This is a genomic window from Nocardioides sp. L-11A (assembly GCA_029961745.1).
Lineage (GTDB): Bacteria > Actinomycetota > Actinomycetes > Propionibacteriales > Nocardioidaceae > Nocardioides.
On sequence record CP124680.1, the window covers coordinates 3814328 to 3830436 of the forward strand.

At 73.8% G+C, this 16109-nt stretch carries 15 protein-coding genes; 4 read left to right on the forward strand and 11 right to left on the reverse strand.

Translation table 11 applies throughout. The annotated features are described in order from the left end of the window. Window positions 1–18 precede the first annotated feature (18 nt). The 3 genes from QJ852_18395 to QJ852_18405 form a co-directional block, all read right to left on the reverse strand. Window positions 19–576 (reverse strand): M48 family metallopeptidase, encoded by a 558-nt coding sequence (locus tag QJ852_18395; protein ID WGX95121.1) that lies wholly within the window; start codon window positions 574–576, stop codon window positions 19–21. A gap of 47 nt (window positions 577–623) precedes the next feature. Then, complete coding sequence (locus tag QJ852_18400; GenBank protein WGX95122.1) at window positions 624–1670, reverse strand: PHP domain-containing protein; 1047 nt, start codon at window positions 1668–1670, stop codon at window positions 624–626. A 365-nt stretch (window positions 1671–2035) separates the two neighbouring features. Next, entirely contained in the window at window positions 2036–2857 is an 822-nt protein-coding gene (locus tag QJ852_18405) for an enoyl-CoA hydratase-related protein (protein WGX95123.1), read from the reverse strand. 138 nt (window positions 2858–2995) lie between these two features. Here QJ852_18405 and QJ852_18410 point away from each other — a divergent pair, with 138 nt between their 5' ends. Together QJ852_18410 and QJ852_18415 are read left to right on the forward strand one after the other, a co-directional pair. Continuing rightward, window positions 2996–3154: a DUF5679 domain-containing protein gene (locus QJ852_18410; protein WGX95124.1), complete on the forward strand. Its 159-nt coding sequence runs from the start codon at window positions 2996–2998 to the stop codon at window positions 3152–3154. A 162-nt stretch (window positions 3155–3316) separates the two neighbouring features. After that, window positions 3317–4198: a hypothetical protein gene (locus tag QJ852_18415; protein WGX95125.1), complete on the forward strand. Its 882-nt coding sequence runs from the start codon at window positions 3317–3319 to the stop codon at window positions 4196–4198. A gap of 15 nt (window positions 4199–4213) precedes the next feature. On the opposite strand, the gene QJ852_18420 is transcribed toward QJ852_18415, so the two are convergent. From QJ852_18420 to QJ852_18440, 5 genes are all read right to left on the reverse strand, one after another. Further along, window positions 4214–4378, reverse strand: a complete 165-nt coding sequence (locus QJ852_18420) for a hypothetical protein (protein ID WGX95126.1) — start codon at window positions 4376–4378, stop codon at window positions 4214–4216. Window positions 4379–4526: 148 nt separating this feature from the next. Next, on the reverse strand, window positions 4527–4694 hold the full coding sequence (locus tag QJ852_18425) for a hypothetical protein (protein WGX95127.1): 168 nt from the start codon (window positions 4692–4694) through the stop codon (window positions 4527–4529). A gap of 49 nt (window positions 4695–4743) precedes the next feature. Further along, window positions 4744–5010 carry a WhiB family transcriptional regulator gene (locus tag QJ852_18430; protein ID WGX99478.1) on the reverse strand — a complete coding sequence of 89 codons (267 nt, stop codon included), beginning with the start codon at window positions 5008–5010 and terminating at the stop codon, window positions 4744–4746. Between the two features lie 156 nt (window positions 5011–5166). Further along, window positions 5167–5454 (reverse strand): hypothetical protein, encoded by a 288-nt coding sequence (locus QJ852_18435; GenBank protein WGX95128.1) that lies wholly within the window; start codon window positions 5452–5454, stop codon window positions 5167–5169. A gap of 157 nt (window positions 5455–5611) precedes the next feature. Next, entirely contained in the window at window positions 5612–7687 is a 2076-nt protein-coding gene (locus tag QJ852_18440) for an ATP-dependent DNA helicase UvrD2 (protein WGX95129.1), read from the reverse strand. A 73-nt stretch (window positions 7688–7760) separates the two neighbouring features. On the opposite strand from QJ852_18440, the gene QJ852_18445 reads away from it, so the two are divergent. After that, complete coding sequence (locus QJ852_18445; protein ID WGX95130.1) at window positions 7761–8018, forward strand: mycoredoxin; 258 nt, start codon at window positions 7761–7763, stop codon at window positions 8016–8018. 12 nt (window positions 8019–8030) lie between these two features. Here the strand turns inward: QJ852_18445 and nudC are convergent, their stop codons facing one another. Then, window positions 8031–8951, reverse strand: coding sequence for an NAD(+) diphosphatase (gene nudC / locus QJ852_18450; protein ID WGX95131.1), 921 nt, complete (start codon window positions 8949–8951; stop codon window positions 8031–8033). Window positions 8952–8982: 31 nt separating this feature from the next. On the opposite strand from nudC, the gene QJ852_18455 reads away from it, so the two are divergent. Then, complete coding sequence (locus QJ852_18455) at window positions 8983–9486, forward strand: OsmC family protein (GenBank protein ID WGX95132.1); 504 nt, start codon at window positions 8983–8985, stop codon at window positions 9484–9486. A gap of 27 nt (window positions 9487–9513) precedes the next feature. On the opposite strand, the gene QJ852_18460 is transcribed toward QJ852_18455, so the two are convergent. Together QJ852_18460 and QJ852_18465 are read right to left on the reverse strand one after the other, a co-directional pair. Further along, window positions 9514–12795 (reverse strand): ATP-dependent DNA helicase, encoded by a 3282-nt coding sequence (locus QJ852_18460; protein WGX95133.1) that lies wholly within the window; start codon window positions 12793–12795, stop codon window positions 9514–9516. After that, window positions 12792–16055: an ATP-dependent DNA helicase gene (locus QJ852_18465; protein WGX95134.1), complete on the reverse strand. Its 3264-nt coding sequence runs from the start codon at window positions 16053–16055 to the stop codon at window positions 12792–12794. Before QJ852_18465 ends, QJ852_18460 begins: the two co-directional genes overlap by 4 nt. Window positions 16056–16109 lie beyond the last annotated feature (54 nt).

Below are 16109 nucleotides of genomic sequence, written 5' to 3' on the forward strand. Positions count from 1 at the left end.
GCTACGCCCGGGGACCCGTCAGTCGACGTCCTCGCCCGGCACCACCTGCTCCGACGGCGGCCGGTCGATCCGGGCGGCATCGGACCAGCCGGCGAGATAGCCCTTGGCCTTCTCGGCGGCCGGGTAGTGGGCGACCCAACCCCAGAAGCGCTCGTCGTGGTGCGGCTCGATCAGGTGGGCCAGCTCGTGCACGATCACATAGTCGATCACCCACTCCGGCATCCGCTGCAGCCGCTCGGAGAGCCGGATCGTGCGGTCCCGGGGCGTGCACGACCCCCACCGCGCCCGCTGGTTGCCGACCCAGCGGACCGACTCCGGCACCGCGAGGCCGCCGAGGTACTCGTCGCTCAGCTCCTGCGCGCGCTGCATCAGGTCCTCGTCGTCCCAGCGCCGCGGGGTCGCCGCCCGCCGCTCCTTGCGCTCGACCCGGGCGACCATCTTCGAGACCCAGGCCCGCTCCTCGGTCACCGTGAGGTTGTCCGGCATCAGGACGACGATGGTCTCGCCCTCGCGGTAGGCCGTGACCGTACGCCGGCGGCGCTGCGACCGTCGTACCTCCACACGGGGCGTGGGCATGTCCCGACCCTACGGCTCCCCCGGCCCGTGTGGTGGGACGTCGCCGGTCAGGGGGCGGCCCACTCCAGCAGCCGCTCCACGGGCCAGGTGTTGACGATCCGGTCCGCGTCGATGCCGGCCGCCTCCGCACGCTCGCAGCCGAGCAGCGGGTAGTCGAGCTGCCCGGGCGCGTGGGCGTCGCTGTCGATCGAGAAGAGGCAACCGACGTCCCGCGCCAGCTCCAGCAGCCGGGTGGGCGGATCGCGGCGCTCGGGCCGGGAGTTGATCTCGACCGCGACTCCCTCCTCGGCGCAGGCCTCGAACACCGCGCGCGCGTCGAACCGGGACTCGGCCCGGGTCCCGCGGTTGCCGGTGACCAGTCGCCCGGTGCAGTGGCCGAGCACGTTGGTGAAGGGGTTGCGCACCGCCGCCACCATCCGCCGGGTCAGCGGCTCGGGGTCCATCGCGAGCTTGGAGTGCACGCTGGCGACCCGGACCTCCAGCCGGCCGAGCATCTCCTCGGTCTGGTCGAGTGCGCCGTCGTCGAGGATGTCGACCTCGATCCCCTTGAGCAGCCGGAAGCCACCATCAGCGAGATGGTCGTTGACGGCCTCCACGACGCCCAGCTGTCGGGTGAGCCGCTCCGCCGACAGTCCCCGGGCGACCTTGAGCCGCGGTGAGTGGTCGGTGAGCACGAGGTACTCGTGGCCCAGCTCCATGGCCGTCATCGCCATCTCCTCGATGGGCGATCCGCCGTCGGACCAGTCGGAGTGGGAGTGCAGGTCGCCCCGCAGGCGCGCCCGCAGCGCGGTGCCGACCCCGTCGGCGGTGAGCGGCGCGCCGTACTGCTCCTCGACCTCGGCCAGCTTCTCCGGCATCCGGCCCGCCACCGCCGCGGCGATCACCCGGGCGGTGCTGGCGCCGACGCCGGGCAGCTCGGTCAGCGTGCCGGCGGCGGCCCGGGCGGCGACCTCGTCGGGCGGCAGCGGCAGCACCGCCGACGCCGCGCCGCGGTAGGCCTTGACCTTGTAGCTGTCGGCACGGCCGCGCTCCAGCAGGAACGCGATCCGGCGCAGCGCCGCGACCGGCGTGCCGTCGTACCCGTGCTCGGTCACGTCCTCACCGTCCTCTGGAATTGTCTGTCCACAGCCCGTGGATGACCTTGGGGAGACCATCCTCGCTGGTCACCCGTCGGTACGGCGTCCGCGGGGTGGGGCTGCGCCACGACTCCTCCACAGGCGAGTCCCGGTTCTCCCCCGGCCATCCACGGGTCCTGCTCGTCTTCCACAGCTTTCTCCACAGCTCTGTCCACAGCCGGCGGCGCGCTCGGATTGACCACGCCCGCCGGGGTGCCTAGCGTCGTCCCCGACGAGGCCCCTGGGGCCGCAGCTCCTCGCTCGCAAGGGGAAGGCAAGCGAGGCGCCGCGGCACCGGGGGTCTCTTCTCGTCCGGTGGCCCTCCCGCGGTCCCGGCGTGGGGCTCAGCGGCCGGTGAACACCGGCGGGCGCTTCTCCTGGGCCGCCCGGATCCCCTCGAGCAGATCCGCGGTCGCGAGCGTGACCGGCTGGGCCAGGCCCTCCCACTCCAGTGCGCTCTCGATGCTCGCGTGCCCGTGCTGCAGCGCGCGCTTGGTGAGGCGCGTGGCGATCGGCGCCGCCGCCGCGACGTCGGCGGCCGCCTCCAGCACGCCCGCACGGAAGTCGGCGGGCTCCCAGACGCGGGAGACCAGGCCGAGCCCGAGCGCCTCGTCGGCGTCGACCAGGCGACCGGTCAGGAACAGGTCGCGGGCCGCGGCGGCCCCGACCACCCCGGGGAGGAGGTGGGTGCCGGCCATGCCCGGGTGGATCCCCAGCCGGGTGAACGGCACGCCCATCCGGGCCCCGCGGGCGGCGTAGCGGAGGTCGCAGGCCAGCGCCATGCAGAGCCCCGCACCGATCGCCGCACCGTTGATCGCGGCGATCGTGGGCACCTCCAGGCGCCGGATCGACAGCCAGGCGCGGTAGAACGGCAGCATCCGGGCACGCAGGTCGTCCACGCTCGCGTCCGGCTCGGAGGCCAGCCAGGACAGGTTGCCGCCGGAGCAGAACGCGCTGCCCTCGCCGGTCACCACCACCACCCGCACGGAGGCGTCACCGGCGAGGTGGTCGACCGCCCGGACCCACGACTCGGTCATCTCGTCGCTCATCGCGTTGCGCAGGTCCGGCTGGTCCAGGACCAGCAGCGCGACCCCCGCGGAGGGCCGCTCGAGGCGCAGATGCGTCAGGGACGGCGGTTCAGGGGCGTTCACAGCGGTTTCAGACATGCGGGGCACGCTACTGCGACTCCGTGGCCGTGTGCCGTAGGGTCGGGGAGGTTCGGAGTGCTCCTCCGGACCCCGGCGGGCTTCCCCCCATGTCCCCGTCGCGACGACCGAACGAACAAGATGAGCAAGGAGGCCGTCATGGCGGAGACCTGGAGCGGCGAGTTCTACTGCGTCAAGTGCAAGGAGAAGCGCGAGGCCGAGGGCGAGGTCAAGGTCAACGAGAAGGGCACCCGGATGGCCAAGGCCGTCTGCCCGGTCTGCGGCACGAACCTCAACCGCATTCTCGGCAAGGCCTGAGCACCCCCACGCTCAGCCGGCATTGAGCCGACTGTCACGGGCGGCCCCGCTGCGGCGGAGCCGCCCGTGGCGCGTTTTCGCCGGCCCGGGAGGACGCGCGTATCGAGCTCCCCCTGTGGAGAACGGCGGCATGATGCGCGGCGTCCGTGCGACGCTGCCGCCATGGCGTCCCGGACCCGGCTCCCCCTGCTGCGGCCCGGCACGCCCGTCCTGGCCCGGTCCCCGGGCGTGCTCCAGGTCGGGTTGTCGGGGCCGAGCCTGCGGCTGCCCGACCTCCCCGAGATCCGGCGCCTGCTGACCGACCTCGGCGGCCCCGGCGATCGTGCCCCGGGCGGCCGGGGCACTCCCGGTCCGGCCGATCTCTCCCCGGCCGCGGCCGACGCACTGGACCGGTTGCACGGCGCCGGGCTCGTCGTCCCCGCCGCGGACCCGCCGCACGACCCCGAGCTGACCACGCTGCTCGCGCAGGCCGGTGCCGACGGCGTGCGCCGGCATGCGGCCCGCGCCGTCCCCGGCCTGGCCGTCGAGATACCCGACCGGCTGCGGACCACCCTCGATCCCCTCCTCGCCGCCGCGGGCCTGCGCCCGGCCGCCCGGTCCGACGAGGTCCGAGTCCGCCTCGTCGTCACCGACGGGCCGGTGGTCCGCGACCGCCTCGACCCGCTGGTCCGCTCCTCGCTGCCCCACCTGCTCGTCACCGGCGACGCGACCGCCGTCCGGGTCGGGCCGTTCGTGCAGCCGGGCCGGACCGCCTGCCTGCGCTGCGTCGATGCCCACGAGTCGCTGCACGACCAGCGGCTCCCGCTGTTGATGGCCCAGGCGGCCGCGCAGTGTGCCGAGCGACCACCGCCGCGCGATCCCGTCCTCGACCACCTCGCCCTCGCCTGGGCGACCCGCGATCTCGCGCGCTACCTCGAGGGCGAGGAGCCCAGCACCTGGTCCACGACGGTCGACCTCGGTCCGGCCGGTGCGCCCGAGGTCATCCGGTGGGGGCGCCACCCCTACTGCGGCTGCGCCTGGGACGGCTTCCTCGACCTGCCCTGATCCCGGGCCGGAGGCTCACCACCAGTCGCTGTCGAGCTTGGCCTCCATGGCCCGCAGGTGGGCGCGCGAGCAGGTGTCGCAGTAGCAGCGGGTCTGGCCGCGTTCGACCGACGTGCTCCAGGTCAGAGGAAGGGTGTCGCCGTCGGCCGCCCGGCCGCAGAAGTCGCAGGTCACCGCCACGCACCCAGGGTAGGTCGAGGTCCTGCGGAAAAATGCCGGAAGGGCCGGCCCGACGATCGGTCGGTCCGGCCCTTCCTACTCACCCGCGATCAGGTGCCCTCCGAGGAGGCCTCGAAGAAATCCGGTCTCGCTGGTCCGTGGTGCGGACTCAGAGTGCGCGAGCGAGGGCGAGACGAGCCTGCTGCGCAGCACGCTCGGCCTTGCGGCTCAAGCGGCGAGCGCGGGCCATCCTGCTGGCCGCGCGCAGCTGCTGCGCCTCTCCCAGGCGCATGGCCATCTGCGCACGCGCCAGCTCTTCGTTCATCAGGTGGGACATCTCAAGCTCCAATGGTCGTTCGGGAAGGTTCGTTCGGGATTCGGGTGGACTACGCCGCGGCGTCCTTGCGCGGGCGGCCCCGGGGCCGCTTGCGCGGGATCACCACGCCGGCCAGGAACAGCTCGCCGCCCCAGACACCCCACGGCTCACGCCGTTCGAGGGCGCCCGAGAGACACATGCTCTGGACCGGGCAGTCCAGGCACAGCGCCTTCGCGGCCTCGACGTCCGACGGGGACTCGGCGAACCACAGCTCCGCGTCGTTCAGCCGGCACGGCAGCAGCTCGTCCAGCGTCGGCTCGAGAACACTGGTCGTCATCTGCTTCTTCACCTCCTCAACTCAATGCACCTGATCGCGTTGTCATTTCCGTGGGATCCGGGAGGACTTCGCGGTTCTCGGTCTGAGAAGTACGAAGGCCGCGGATCCCGGTCTATTCGGGTTCCGCGGCCTGGAGGCTGCCGAGCTGATCAGTCGTCAGATCGGTGGGCTCCAGGCGAGGAGACCCGGGACGGTGGCGGCATTGCTGCCACGGTGGTCCGTGCCGGCGATGGCGCGCTCCCGCTTGGCATCGATGGCCACGACGGCGAACGGCGCACCCGCAAACGGCGCAACGGTGGTCGGAACCGTGGCCGGACGCGCGGCGATGCCCTGGACCTCGAGGGTCGCAAGGGCAGCGGTGGCACAACCGAGGGTCGCGGACAGCGTGGGCTGCCAGGCGGACGTCATCACCGGGAAGACCGGGTTCATCGTCATGTTCTCCATCAGGGCCACCTCCTTCGGTGCGTACGGGCGCCAGCCGTGCCAGGGCTGTGATGCGCAGTGGAACTTGCCTGACGACCGTAATGGCCCGTCATCAGGACGCGCAAATCATTTATCGGGATTTTTCGAGGTTTTTTCAAACCCGGCGTCGGGAGCCTCCTCAGCCGCCCTCGGCGACGAGCGCGAGCACCGCCTCGCCGTACCGCTCGATCTTGTGGGGACCCACCCCGTTGACCTTCGCCAACGCGGCGATCGAGGCCGGCTTGTGCTCGGCGATCAGCTCGAGGGTCGCGTCGGTGAACACGACGTACGCCGGCAGCGGCTTGCCGTCCTCGCCGCCCTCTCGCGCGATCTCCAGGCGCCAGGCCTTGAGCCGCTCGAACAGCGCCTCGTCGTAGCGCACCGGGTGGTGGGCGCAGCGGCCGCGCTTCTTCTCCGCCGCGCTCGACAGCGGCTGGAGGCAATCACGGCAGCGGGCGACCTTGGTCCGGCCGCGGGTCTGCTGAGGCTGCTGGCCGGCCGGGAGCATCGGGACGATGAACCGCGAGGGCTGCCGCCGCGGCGCCTGCCCGGGGTTGCGGGCGGCCGACCACGACACACTCAGCTCGCGCCGAGCCCGGGTGACGCCGACGTAGAGCAGGCGCCGCTCCTCCTCGACCGCGTCGGGCCGGGCGCCGCCCTGCTCGGCGTAGACGATCGGCACCGTGCCGTCCTGGACGCCGCAGCAGAACACGGCGTCCCACTCCAGGCCCTTGGCGGCGTGGAAGGTCGCCAGGGTGACGCCGTCGGCGCTCGGCGCGTGCTGCTCGGTCGCACGCCGGTCGAGCTCCTGCACGAAGCTCGCGACCGAGGCCTCGATGCCGTGCTCGGTGGCGAACTCCTCGGCCTGGTCGGCCAGTGCCTGGAAGGACTCCCACCGATCGCGGACCTGTCCCCGGGAGGTCGGCGGCTCGGCCGTCCACCCCATGCCGCCGAGCACCCCCTTGACGACCTCGAGCCACGGGCTGTCGTCGCCCTCGCCCGAGCGTGCGGCCCCCCGCAGCCGGGTGACGGCCTCCAGCACCTCGCGCCGCTCGAAGAACCGGGCCGCGCCGCGGACGACATAGGGGATCCCGCGGTCGGCCAGGGCGTCCTCGAAGGTCTCGGACTGGGCGTTGATGCGAAACAGCACCGCCATCTCGCCGTACGTCGTCCCGGCGCGCTGCAGCCGCAGGATCCGGTCGGCCACACCGCGGGCCTCGGCGACCTCGTCGGGCTCGCCCACGAACCGGACCGCCGAGCCGGACCCCTGCTGCGAGCGCAGGTCCACGCCCGCACTCGACGTCCCCGCCAGCAGGGTGTTGGCGGTCGCGACCACCTCCGGCGTCGAGCGGTAGTTGCGCACCAGCTCGATCGAGGTCGTGCCCGGGTAGCGCTTCGGGAAGTCGCGGAGGTAGTTCGCGTCGGCGCCCGCGAAGCTGTAGATCGTCTGGGCCGGGTCGCCGACCACGCACAACTCGTCGCGCCCGCCCAGCCACAGGTCGAGCAGCGCGGACTGCAGGGGCGAGACGTCCTGGAACTCGTCGACGACGAACCATTTGTACTGCCGCCGCACCTGCGCCGCGACCCGTTCGTCGGAGGCCAGCACGCCCGCGGTCAGCAGCAGGACGTCCTCCATGTCCATCCGGCCCTGGTCGCGCTTGACCTGCTCGTAGGCCGCGATCACCCGCCCGATCGTCTCCGGCGTCTGGTCGGCGACCGAGCGTCCCTTGGCCGGCGCGATCCGCGGGTAGTCGTCGGCGCCGACATTGCTGACCTTGGCCCACTCGATCTCGGAGGCCAGGTCGCGCAGCAGCGCCTGCTCGGCGCGCAGGCCCAGCGTGCGGCACGCCGCGGCCAGCATCGGGATCTTGGACTCGGTGAGGGTCGGCAGCTCGGTGCCGTGCACGTGCGGCCAGAAGTAGCGCAGCTGGCGCAGCGCCGCGCTGTGGAAGGTCCGTGCCTGCACCCCCGGGGCGCCGAGCTGGCGCAGCCGCTGCCGCAGCTCACCGGCGGCCCGCGTGGTGAAGGTGACCGCCAACACCTCGGTCGGCGCATAGACCCCCGTCATCACCCCGTGGGCGATCCGGTGGGTGATCGCCCGCGTCTTGCCCGTCCCCGCGCCCGCCAGGACCCGCACCGGCCCCCGCAGCGTCTCGGCCACCTGTCGCTGCTCCGGGTCGAGCGCGGAGAGGAGTCGTTCGATGGACTCGGACATGGCGGGGGAACATCTCCTTCACGGGCATGGTTGGGTGGACGCACAGACCCTAGACGGCGGAGGCGACACAACGATGAGCTCGTTCACGATGTACACCACTCCCTGGTGCGGCTACTGCAAGCGGCTCAAGAGCCAGCTCGACCGGGAGGGCATCGCCTACGACATCGTCGACATCGAGCAGCAGCCCGAGGCCGCCGCGATCGTCGAGTCGGCCAACAACGGCAACCAGACCGTGCCGACCCTGGTCTACACCGACGGCACCGCGCAGACCAACCCCAGCGTCGCCCAGGTCAAGGCCAAGCTCGACGAGCTGGAGCAGATCGGAGCCTGAGCCGAGGGCGGCTCACCAGCTGCCCGGGAGCGGAGCGCCGTACCAGTCCTCGACGAGCGAGCGGCTGATCGAGACCCCACCGGGCAGCACCAGCGTTCCCGCGTGGGCCTGCTCCCGCATCTCCTCGCGGGTGAACCATCGCGCGTCCTCGACCTCGTCGTCGTCCAACCGGATCTGCTCGGACACCGCCCGGCCGTGGAAGCCCAGCATCAGGCTCGACGGCAGCGGCCAGGGCTGGTTGCCGAAGTAGCTCACCTCGCCGACCGCGACCCCGGTCTCCTCCAGCACCTCGCGGCGTACGGCGTCCTCCAACGACTCCCCCGGCTCGCAGAACCCGGCCAGCGTCGAGAACCGTCCCTCCGGCCAGGTCCGGTTGCGTCCGAGCAGGCATCGCTCGTCCGGCGCTCCCGGCTCGCCCGCCGCGATCAGCATGATCACCGCCGGGTCCGAGCGCGGGAACTGCGGCTTCCCGCAGCCGGTGCACACCAGCTCGTGCCCGGCCGCCCGCGCGACGAGCGCCCCGCCGCAGCGGGGGCAGAACCGGTGCGCCCAGTGCCACTCGGCCAGCCCGATCGCGTGGAACACCAGGGGCGCGACCCCCGGCCCGTCCGCCGCGCCGCCCCCGAGGAACGGGAGCAGCCCGCGCAGCGGCAGCCAGCGCTCCGGCTCGGCCTTCGCGACCTCGCCCGGCACGATCACTGCCCACCAGGTCACGTCGCCGCGCGCGCCCAACAGCACCCGTACGCCGTCCGGCGCGTCCGCCGTCGAGACCCACTCCAGCCCGTCGGGGCCGGGGCGGACCCGGGTGCCGGCGATCACCAGCACCTGCCCGGTCGGATCGGCCCACCGCTCCGCCAGCCACGCCTCGTCGGTCCGGAGCAGTCCGAGTCGGTCGTGCGGATCGGCGACCAGGGACAGGTGCGGAAACGTCACGCCACGAGACTAGTCGGGGCTAATCTGGGTCATGGACGCCAGCACCCTCCGAGCCGCGCAGGCACCGTTGAAGGAGCGCTACCGCGCCGACCCCGCGACGGCACGCACGACCACCGCCGCCACCGGCGACTACCGGGCACCGGACGTCACCGCCACGATCGGCGGCTTCGCCGGCCCGGTCCGCGCCGGACTCCACACCGCCACCGGGGGCGACGGCAGCGACGCCTGCTCGGCCGACCTCCTGCTCCAGGCCGTCCTCGCCTGCGCCGGCGTGACCCTGCGGGCCGTCGCCATCGCCATGGGCGTCGAGATCCGCACCGCACGGCTCCGCGCCGACGGCTGGTGGGACGCCCGTGGCACGCTCGGGATCGACCGCGCCGCACCCGTCGGTGTCCAGGACATCGTGGTCACCCTCGCTGTCGACACCGACGCGGACGACGCCGCGCTGGACCGCCTCGCGACCGCCACCGAGCGCTACTGCGTGGTCGGGCGCAGCCTGGCCCAGCCACCGGAGATCCGGGTCGTGCGCATCTGACCCGGGCCACGACGGCGGCATCGTCCCTCAGCGCAGCAGGGCCTCCACCTCCTCGCGGCCCGGCAGTCCGTCGGGCTCCACGAGCTCGCCGGTGCGGACGTAGAAGAAGCCCGCCCGAACCCGATCGGGATCGATGCCCTCGAGCTCCGCCCACGCCAGCCGGTAGAGCGCGAGCTGCAGCGGATCGGCGCCGTGCCGGGCCCCGGTCTTCCAGTCGACCACGAGGAAGGAGCCGTCGGGCTCGGCGTAGACAGCGTCGATCCGCCCTCGAACGACCTGACGTGCGCCGCCGTCCGTGCCGAGGACGAGGGCGAACGGGGCCTCGACCGCGTGCGGCTCGCGGCTGCCGAAGGGCCCCTCCTCGAAGCGGGCCACCAGCTCCTTGAGGTCCGCCTCGTCGTCGATGCCGGCGTCGGCGCGGCCGGCGAGCTCGTCGGGGTCGAAGAGGCCCTGCTGGCCGAACCGGGCCTCGACCCACGCGTGGAAGCGGGTCCCGAACCGCGCGGCCGGAGCGGGCGGGCGCGGCATCGGCCGCGCCAGCTCACGGGCGAAGGCCTCCGGGTCATCGCGCAACCGGCTCAGCGCGGTGGCCGAGAGCGACGACGGAAGCGGGACGACGACCTCACTGCCGGCCGTCGACGCGAGACGGGCCTCGGCGAGGAGCTGCTCGATCTCGGCATCCCACTCCGCGACCCGGGCCGCCGTGACGATGTCGAGTCCGGGATCGGGCGCGGACGGGTCGGCCGCAGCCACCCGGGCCGCCGCGTCGAGGCGGCGCCGCGCCTCCTCTCCCATGCCATCGACCGGCCAGGGCCGCGACGGGTCCTCGGCGTCATAGGGGTTGGCCGCTCCCTTCTCAGGCCGGGTGAGCCACGGCTCGGGGGCCAGGTCCCAGGAGGTGAGCGTCTCGCGCACCGACTCCTGGAAGGACGAGGGACCGTAGGGCGTCTTCCTCGGTCCCCACTGGTAGGACGACACCGTGAGCCGGTGGGCCGCGCGGGTGAAGGCGACGTAGCCGAGCCGCAGTTCCTCGTCGGCCTCGTGCGCCTTCGAACGCCGCCGGTAGTCGTCGAGCGCGGCCTTGTCGAAGCCCTCGAGCTGGGGGAGGTCGCCCGCGTCGCCGCGCAGCGGCGCCGGCAGCACCGCCGGGGACGACATCCACAGCGTCCGTCCCTGCGCGGAGGGGAAGCGGGACTCGCAGACTCCGACACAGAACACGGTGTCCCACTCCAGCCCCTTGGAGCGGTGCACGGTGAGCAGCTTGACGGAGTCGGCCTCGGTCGGCGTCGCGACGTCGAGGCCGTTGCCCTGGTCGTCCTCGGCGGTGAGATAGGCGAGCAGGGCCGGCAGGGAGACGTCGCCGTCGACGGCCTGGAAGTCGGCGACCGCCTTGACGAACAGGTCGAGGTTGTCGCGGCGGGCAGCGGCGGCCGGGCTCACCGCCGAGGCGAGCTCCACGTCGGCACCGGTGACGTCGACGATCCGGCGGACCAGGTCGAGCAGCGGCTCCCCCACGGCCGAGCGCAGCAGGCGCAGCTCGTCGCGCAGCAGCCCGAACCGCGACCGGGCCTCGTCGGAGTAGGCCGCCTCCCCCGGATCGGCCAGCGCGTCGTCGAGGCACGGGATCTCGGCAGGGTCGATGCCGTCGGCGATCGCGACGAGCTGCTCGGCCACGGACACCTGCTCGACCGCCCGGCCGCGGCGGCCCGCCAGCTCGCCGGCACGTTGACCGAGCAGACGCAGGTCGCGCGGCCCGATCGCCCAGCGTGGCCCGGCGAGCAGGGTCAGCAGGGCGGCGTTGTCGGTGACGTCGTGCAACAGCCGCAGCACTGCCACGATCTCGGCGATCTCGGGCAGCCGCAGCAGCCCGGAGAGGCCGACGATCTCGACGGGGATGCCTGCCGTGGTCAGCGCGTCGAAGACCAGCTCGGCGTGCGCGTTGTCGCGGGTGAGCACGCCGATGCCGGCCCAGTCGCCCGGGTCGCCGCCGTAGGCCCCGCGCACCGCCTCGGCCAACCAGGCGAGCTCGTCGCGCTGTGTCTCGAAGGTGAGTGCCTCGACCACGCCGGCGGTCGCGCCGTCGGGCGCCCGCAGCCGCGCCACACCCGCGCCACGCAGCTCCAGGGCGTCGTAGAGCGGCTCGGCGAGCCGGCTGGCGACCGCGAGGATCCGGCGGTCGGAGCGCCGGTTGACGGTCAGCGCGTAGGTCGTGGAGGTGCCGTCGACCGCCGGGAAGGTGGTGGCGAAGTTGAGGATGTTGGCGACCGACGCGCCGCGCCAGCCGTAGATCGCCTGGTTGGGGTCGCCGACCGCCGTCACCGCGTGGCCGAGCCCGGTGTCGGGATCGGGGCCGGAGAACAGCCGGGAGAGCATGATCGCCTGGGCGACGGAGGTGTCCTGGTATTCGTCGAGCAGCACCACCTTGAACCTCCCGCGCTCGACGGCGCCGACCTCGGGCCGCTCGGCGGCGAGCCGGGCGCCGAGCTCGATCTGGTCGGAGAAGTCCATCAGGCCCAGGTCGCGCTTGAGCCGTCGGTACGCCGCCACGAGCTGCAGCAGCTCGGCACGCCGATCGATCGCGTTGATCGCCTTGTCGCCGGCATCGACGTAGGTCTTGCGCGCCTTGCCGGCCAACTCCTCCTCACGCGCCCGCTCGAAGCCGCGCCGTGCCGCGGCGTCGTGCTCGAGCACCCGCTCGGGGGTGACCAGGTGCTCGCTCATCGCCGCGTCGAGGGCGAGCAGGTTCTGGATCGCGGTCTCCGGGTGGTCGGTCAGCAGGTCGATCTGACCGGTGAACCGGTCGACGGCCCGCGCGCCGAGCTGGTAGCGCGCGGCGTCGGTGATCACCCGGGTGTCGGGCTCGTGCCCGATCCGCAGGCCGTGGTCGGTGAGCAGACCGGAGGCGTAGGCGTTGTAGGTCGCGACGGTCGGCTCGAGCACCTCGTCGGTCTCGTCGCCGGCGCCGGGCCCGCCAGGACCGCCGGGAGCACCGACCTCGTCGAGCGCGCCGGCGTCGCGCAGCGCCGTCCGGATCCGCTGCCGCAGCTCGGCGGCGGCCTTGGTCGTGAAGGTCAGGCCGAGCACCTCCTCGGGCCGGACCTGGCCGGTGAGCACGAGGTAGACGACCCGGGCGGCCATCAGCGTGGTCTTGCCCGACCCCGCCCCGGCGATGACGACGGCGGGGCGCAGCGGCGCACTGATCGCGGCCCACTGCTCCTCGCTCGGCGGGAAGGGCGCCTTCATCGCCCGCTGCAGGTCGGCGGGGGTCTCGATCGCCATCGGGATCCGGGCGGCGGTCGCGGCGGTCACTGGGTCACCACCGCTCCCGCGCTCTTGGCCGGGCACAGCGACACGAACGTGCAGGTGCGGCACTGCTGGCCGGCGACCGCCGGGAACCGCTCCGTGCGGATCAGCGACGCGGCGTGGGTCAGCCGGGCGCGCAGCTCGTCGCGCTCCGGTCCGTCGTCGGCGTGGAGCGGCTGGCGCTGGACGGTCGCGTCGGGTCCGCCGTCGGTCAGTCCGAGCTGGACCAGCTCGGCGCCACCGGCCCGGCGCGGTGCGGCGTCGGGCTCCCCCGGCGGCGGGTCGAGCGCACCGTGGTCGACGGCGTACTGGTAGAGCGCGAGCTGGACGTGGGTCTTGACGGACACGTCGCTGGGCTTCGAGCGGCCGGTCTTCAGGTCGACCACGACGACCCGCCCGTCGGTGTCGAGCTCGACGCGGTCGGCATATCCCGTCACCTGGACCTGCTCGCCGCCGACCTCGACCACGGTCGAGAACCGCTCCTCGCGACCGATCAGCGCGCGCGGGTTGGCCTCGTGCCAGTCGACGAAGCGCTCCAGCGCCGCGCGGACCCGGTCGTGCTCGCGCTGCTTGGACCACGGGGTGCGGAAGTCGAGGCGGTCCCACACCTCGTCGACATAGGCCATCAGAGCGTCGGGATCGGGTGGCGCGTCGCCGGCGGCCACCCGCTCGGCCAGGGCATGCACCAGCTCGCCGAGGTTGGCCGACTGGTGGGCCCGTCCGACGCCGCCCGCCTCCCGGGTCAGGAACCACTGGGTCGGGCAGACGGCCAGCGAGTCGAGCATGCTCGCCGACACCGGGACCGGCCGGTCCTCGTCGCGGATCGGCTCCGCGGACCGGCTGGGCGCGCGGGTGCCCCACCAGGTGGCCGGATCGGCGGCCGGCACGGCTGGGCGCCGACCGACCCGCTCGCCGGCGAGCCGGGCCAGGCGCCGGGCCGCAGCGTCCTGGAGCGCGGGGTCGGCGTCGGGATCGGCGAGGGTGCGCCGCAGCTCGGCCACGAGCCCGTCGAGCGACAGCGGCCGCGGCGGCCGGCCGACGACGTGCTCGACGGTGGAGCCCAGCTCGTCGAGGAAACGTGAGGGCTGCTCGCCCTCGTCCTCCGCCGACCGGACGGCGGTCACGACCAGCCGCTCGCGGGCCCGGGTGCACCCGACGTAGAAGAGCCGGCGCTCCTCCATCAGCAGCTCGCGGGCGGTGAGCGGCGGGACCACCGAGCCGACCAGGCCGCCCTCGGTCGTGGGACCGATCCGGTCGGCCTGGAGCAGCGTGGAGCGGCGCCGGAGATCGGGCCATCCCTCCGCCTGCACGTGGGCGAGGACGACCAGGCGCCATTCGAGGCCCTTGCTGCGGTGCGCGGTCAGCAGGCGTACGGCGGCCCCACGCGCCCCTCGGTCCGCGAGGGTGTCGGCCGGGATCTCCTGCTGGACCAGGCCCTCCAGGAAGGGCGCGACCGCCAGGTGCTCGCGGCGCTCCCCGGCGCGGACGGCGACGTCGAAGAGGGCGCAGATCGAGTCGAGGTCGCGGTGCGCCCAGCGCGCCGCGGCACCCCCGGTCTCGACCGAGCGTCGCAGCCGCTGCGGCCACGAGGTGCCGGACCACAGGGTCCACAGCAGCTCCTCCGCACTCGCGCCGGCCTCGAGATCGGCGCGCGCCCGGCCCAGGAGCTCCGCCAGTCCGCGGGCCCGCTCCGCCTCCGCCGCGTCGATCGCGGCGAGCTGGGACGCGTCGAGGACGGCGAGACGCACCAGCTCGCGCGAGCTGCGGGGCGTCCCGCCGGTCTCCTGGCACCGGTCCTTCTCGCGCCGGCGCAGCAGCCGGGCCAGCCGCCGGACGTCGCCGGCGTCGAGCCCGCCGAGCGGTCCGGTCAGCAGCGCCTCGGCCCGCGCGGCGTCGACGTGCTCGACGTGCTCGGGATCGTCGTTGTGGAGGTTGACGACGGCGCGCAGGCCCTCGAGCAGCGGGAGCACCGCAGGGTCGCGGACCAGCGGCACCTCGTCTCGCGCCACCTCGACCGGCACTCCGGCGGCACCCAACGCCCGGCGCAGCGGGCCGATGCTCGCGCGACCGGACCGCACGAGCACGGCCATCTCGTCCCACGGCACGCCGTCCTCGAGATGGGCACGACGGAGCAGGTCGGCGAGGTGCTCGGCCTCGGCCCGCTCGGTGTCGAAGGTGCGGACCTGGACCCGCCCCGGCCCGTACGCCGCCCCGTCGGCCCGCGGCGCGAGGAACCGCTCGCGCGCCTCGGCGGGGATGGTCCCCCGTAGCCCGATCCGACCGGCGACCCGCTGGGCCGGCGCGAGGATGCCGGGCCCGAACCGCCGCACCGTGCGCAGCGCCACGACGTCGGCGGATCCTCCGTCGGCGCGCGGGAACTGGGTCGGGAACTCCAGGATGCCGCGCACCTCGGCACCCCGGAAGCCGTAGATCGACTGGTGCGGGTCGCCGACGGCCACCAGGTCGCGGCCGTCGCCGGCGAGCGCCTGCAGCAGCGCCACCTGCCCGGGATCGGTGTCCTGGTACTCGTCGACGAAGACGTGGCGGAACTGCTCGCGCAGCTCGGCGCGGTGGACCTCCGCCTCGATCCGCGCCCGCCGGATCAGGTCGGCGTAGTCGGTCGCGCCGAGCGAGTCGAGGGAGTCGAGGTACTGCTCGAGGAAGAGGCCGGCGGCGACGTACTCCTCGATGCCCTCGCTCTCGCCGAGCCGGCGCAGCGCCTCGCCGTCGAGGCCCTTCTCACGGGCCCGACCGAGCACGGCATGGACCTCGCGCGCGAAGCCGCGGGTGGCCATCGCCTGCCGGAACCGCTCGGGCCAGCGCACCGACTCGGGATGGTCGGCGAGGAGCTCGCGCAGGACGACGTCCTGCTCGGGCGCGGACAGCAGGCGCAGCGGCGCCTCGTAGAGACCGGCCGGCGCGTAGCGGCGGACCAGGGCGTAGGCGAAGGAGTGGAAGGTCGAGCTCAGCTGGGTGCCGGTGGTGCGGCCCAGACGGGCGGTCACCCGGTCGCGGAGCTGGTCGGCGGCCTTGCGGGAGAAGGTCAGCGCGAGCACCTGGTCGGGTCGCGCGCCACGCTGCTCGATCCGCTCGACGATGGCCTCGACCAGGGTGGTCGTCTTCCCCGTGCCCGGGCCCGCCAACACCAGCAGCGGACCGCCCGGGTGATCGACCACCCGGCGCTGGTGCTCGTCGAGCACGGGCACCGTCGCGACCGCGGGGGGCGGGGCGAAGCGGTAGCCGGTCGCGGCGGTCGAGGAGTCCACGGGCGCCACCTAACCACCCCCGCCCGACAGAAATGGACGAAGGGCCCCTCGCGA

Excerpts from the sequence above, each read along its gene's own strand:
- QJ852_18395 (WGX95121.1), bottom strand. The coding sequence starts at position 576 with ATGCCCACGCCCCGTGTGGAGGTACGACGGTCGCAGCGCCGCCGGCGT.
- QJ852_18405 (WGX95123.1), bottom strand. The coding sequence starts at position 2,857 with ATGTCTGAAACCGCTGTGAACGCCCCTGAACCGCCGTCCCTGACGCAT.
- QJ852_18410 (WGX95124.1), top strand. The coding sequence starts at position 2,996 with ATGGCGGAGACCTGGAGCGGCGAGTTCTACTGCGTCAAGTGCAAGGAG.
- QJ852_18415 (WGX95125.1), top strand. The coding sequence starts at position 3,317 with ATGGCGTCCCGGACCCGGCTCCCCCTGCTGCGGCCCGGCACGCCCGTC.
- QJ852_18425 (WGX95127.1), bottom strand. The coding sequence starts at position 4,694 with ATGTCCCACCTGATGAACGAAGAGCTGGCGCGTGCGCAGATGGCCATG.
- QJ852_18430 (WGX99478.1), bottom strand. The coding sequence starts at position 5,010 with ATGACGACCAGTGTTCTCGAGCCGACGCTGGACGAGCTGCTGCCGTGC.
- QJ852_18435 (WGX95128.1), bottom strand. The coding sequence starts at position 5,454 with ATGGAGAACATGACGATGAACCCGGTCTTCCCGGTGATGACGTCCGCC.
- QJ852_18440 (WGX95129.1), bottom strand. The coding sequence starts at position 7,687 with ATGTCCGAGTCCATCGAACGACTCCTCTCCGCGCTCGACCCGGAGCAG.
- QJ852_18445 (WGX95130.1), top strand. The coding sequence starts at position 7,761 with ATGAGCTCGTTCACGATGTACACCACTCCCTGGTGCGGCTACTGCAAG.
- QJ852_18455 (WGX95132.1), top strand. The coding sequence starts at position 8,983 with ATGGACGCCAGCACCCTCCGAGCCGCGCAGGCACCGTTGAAGGAGCGC.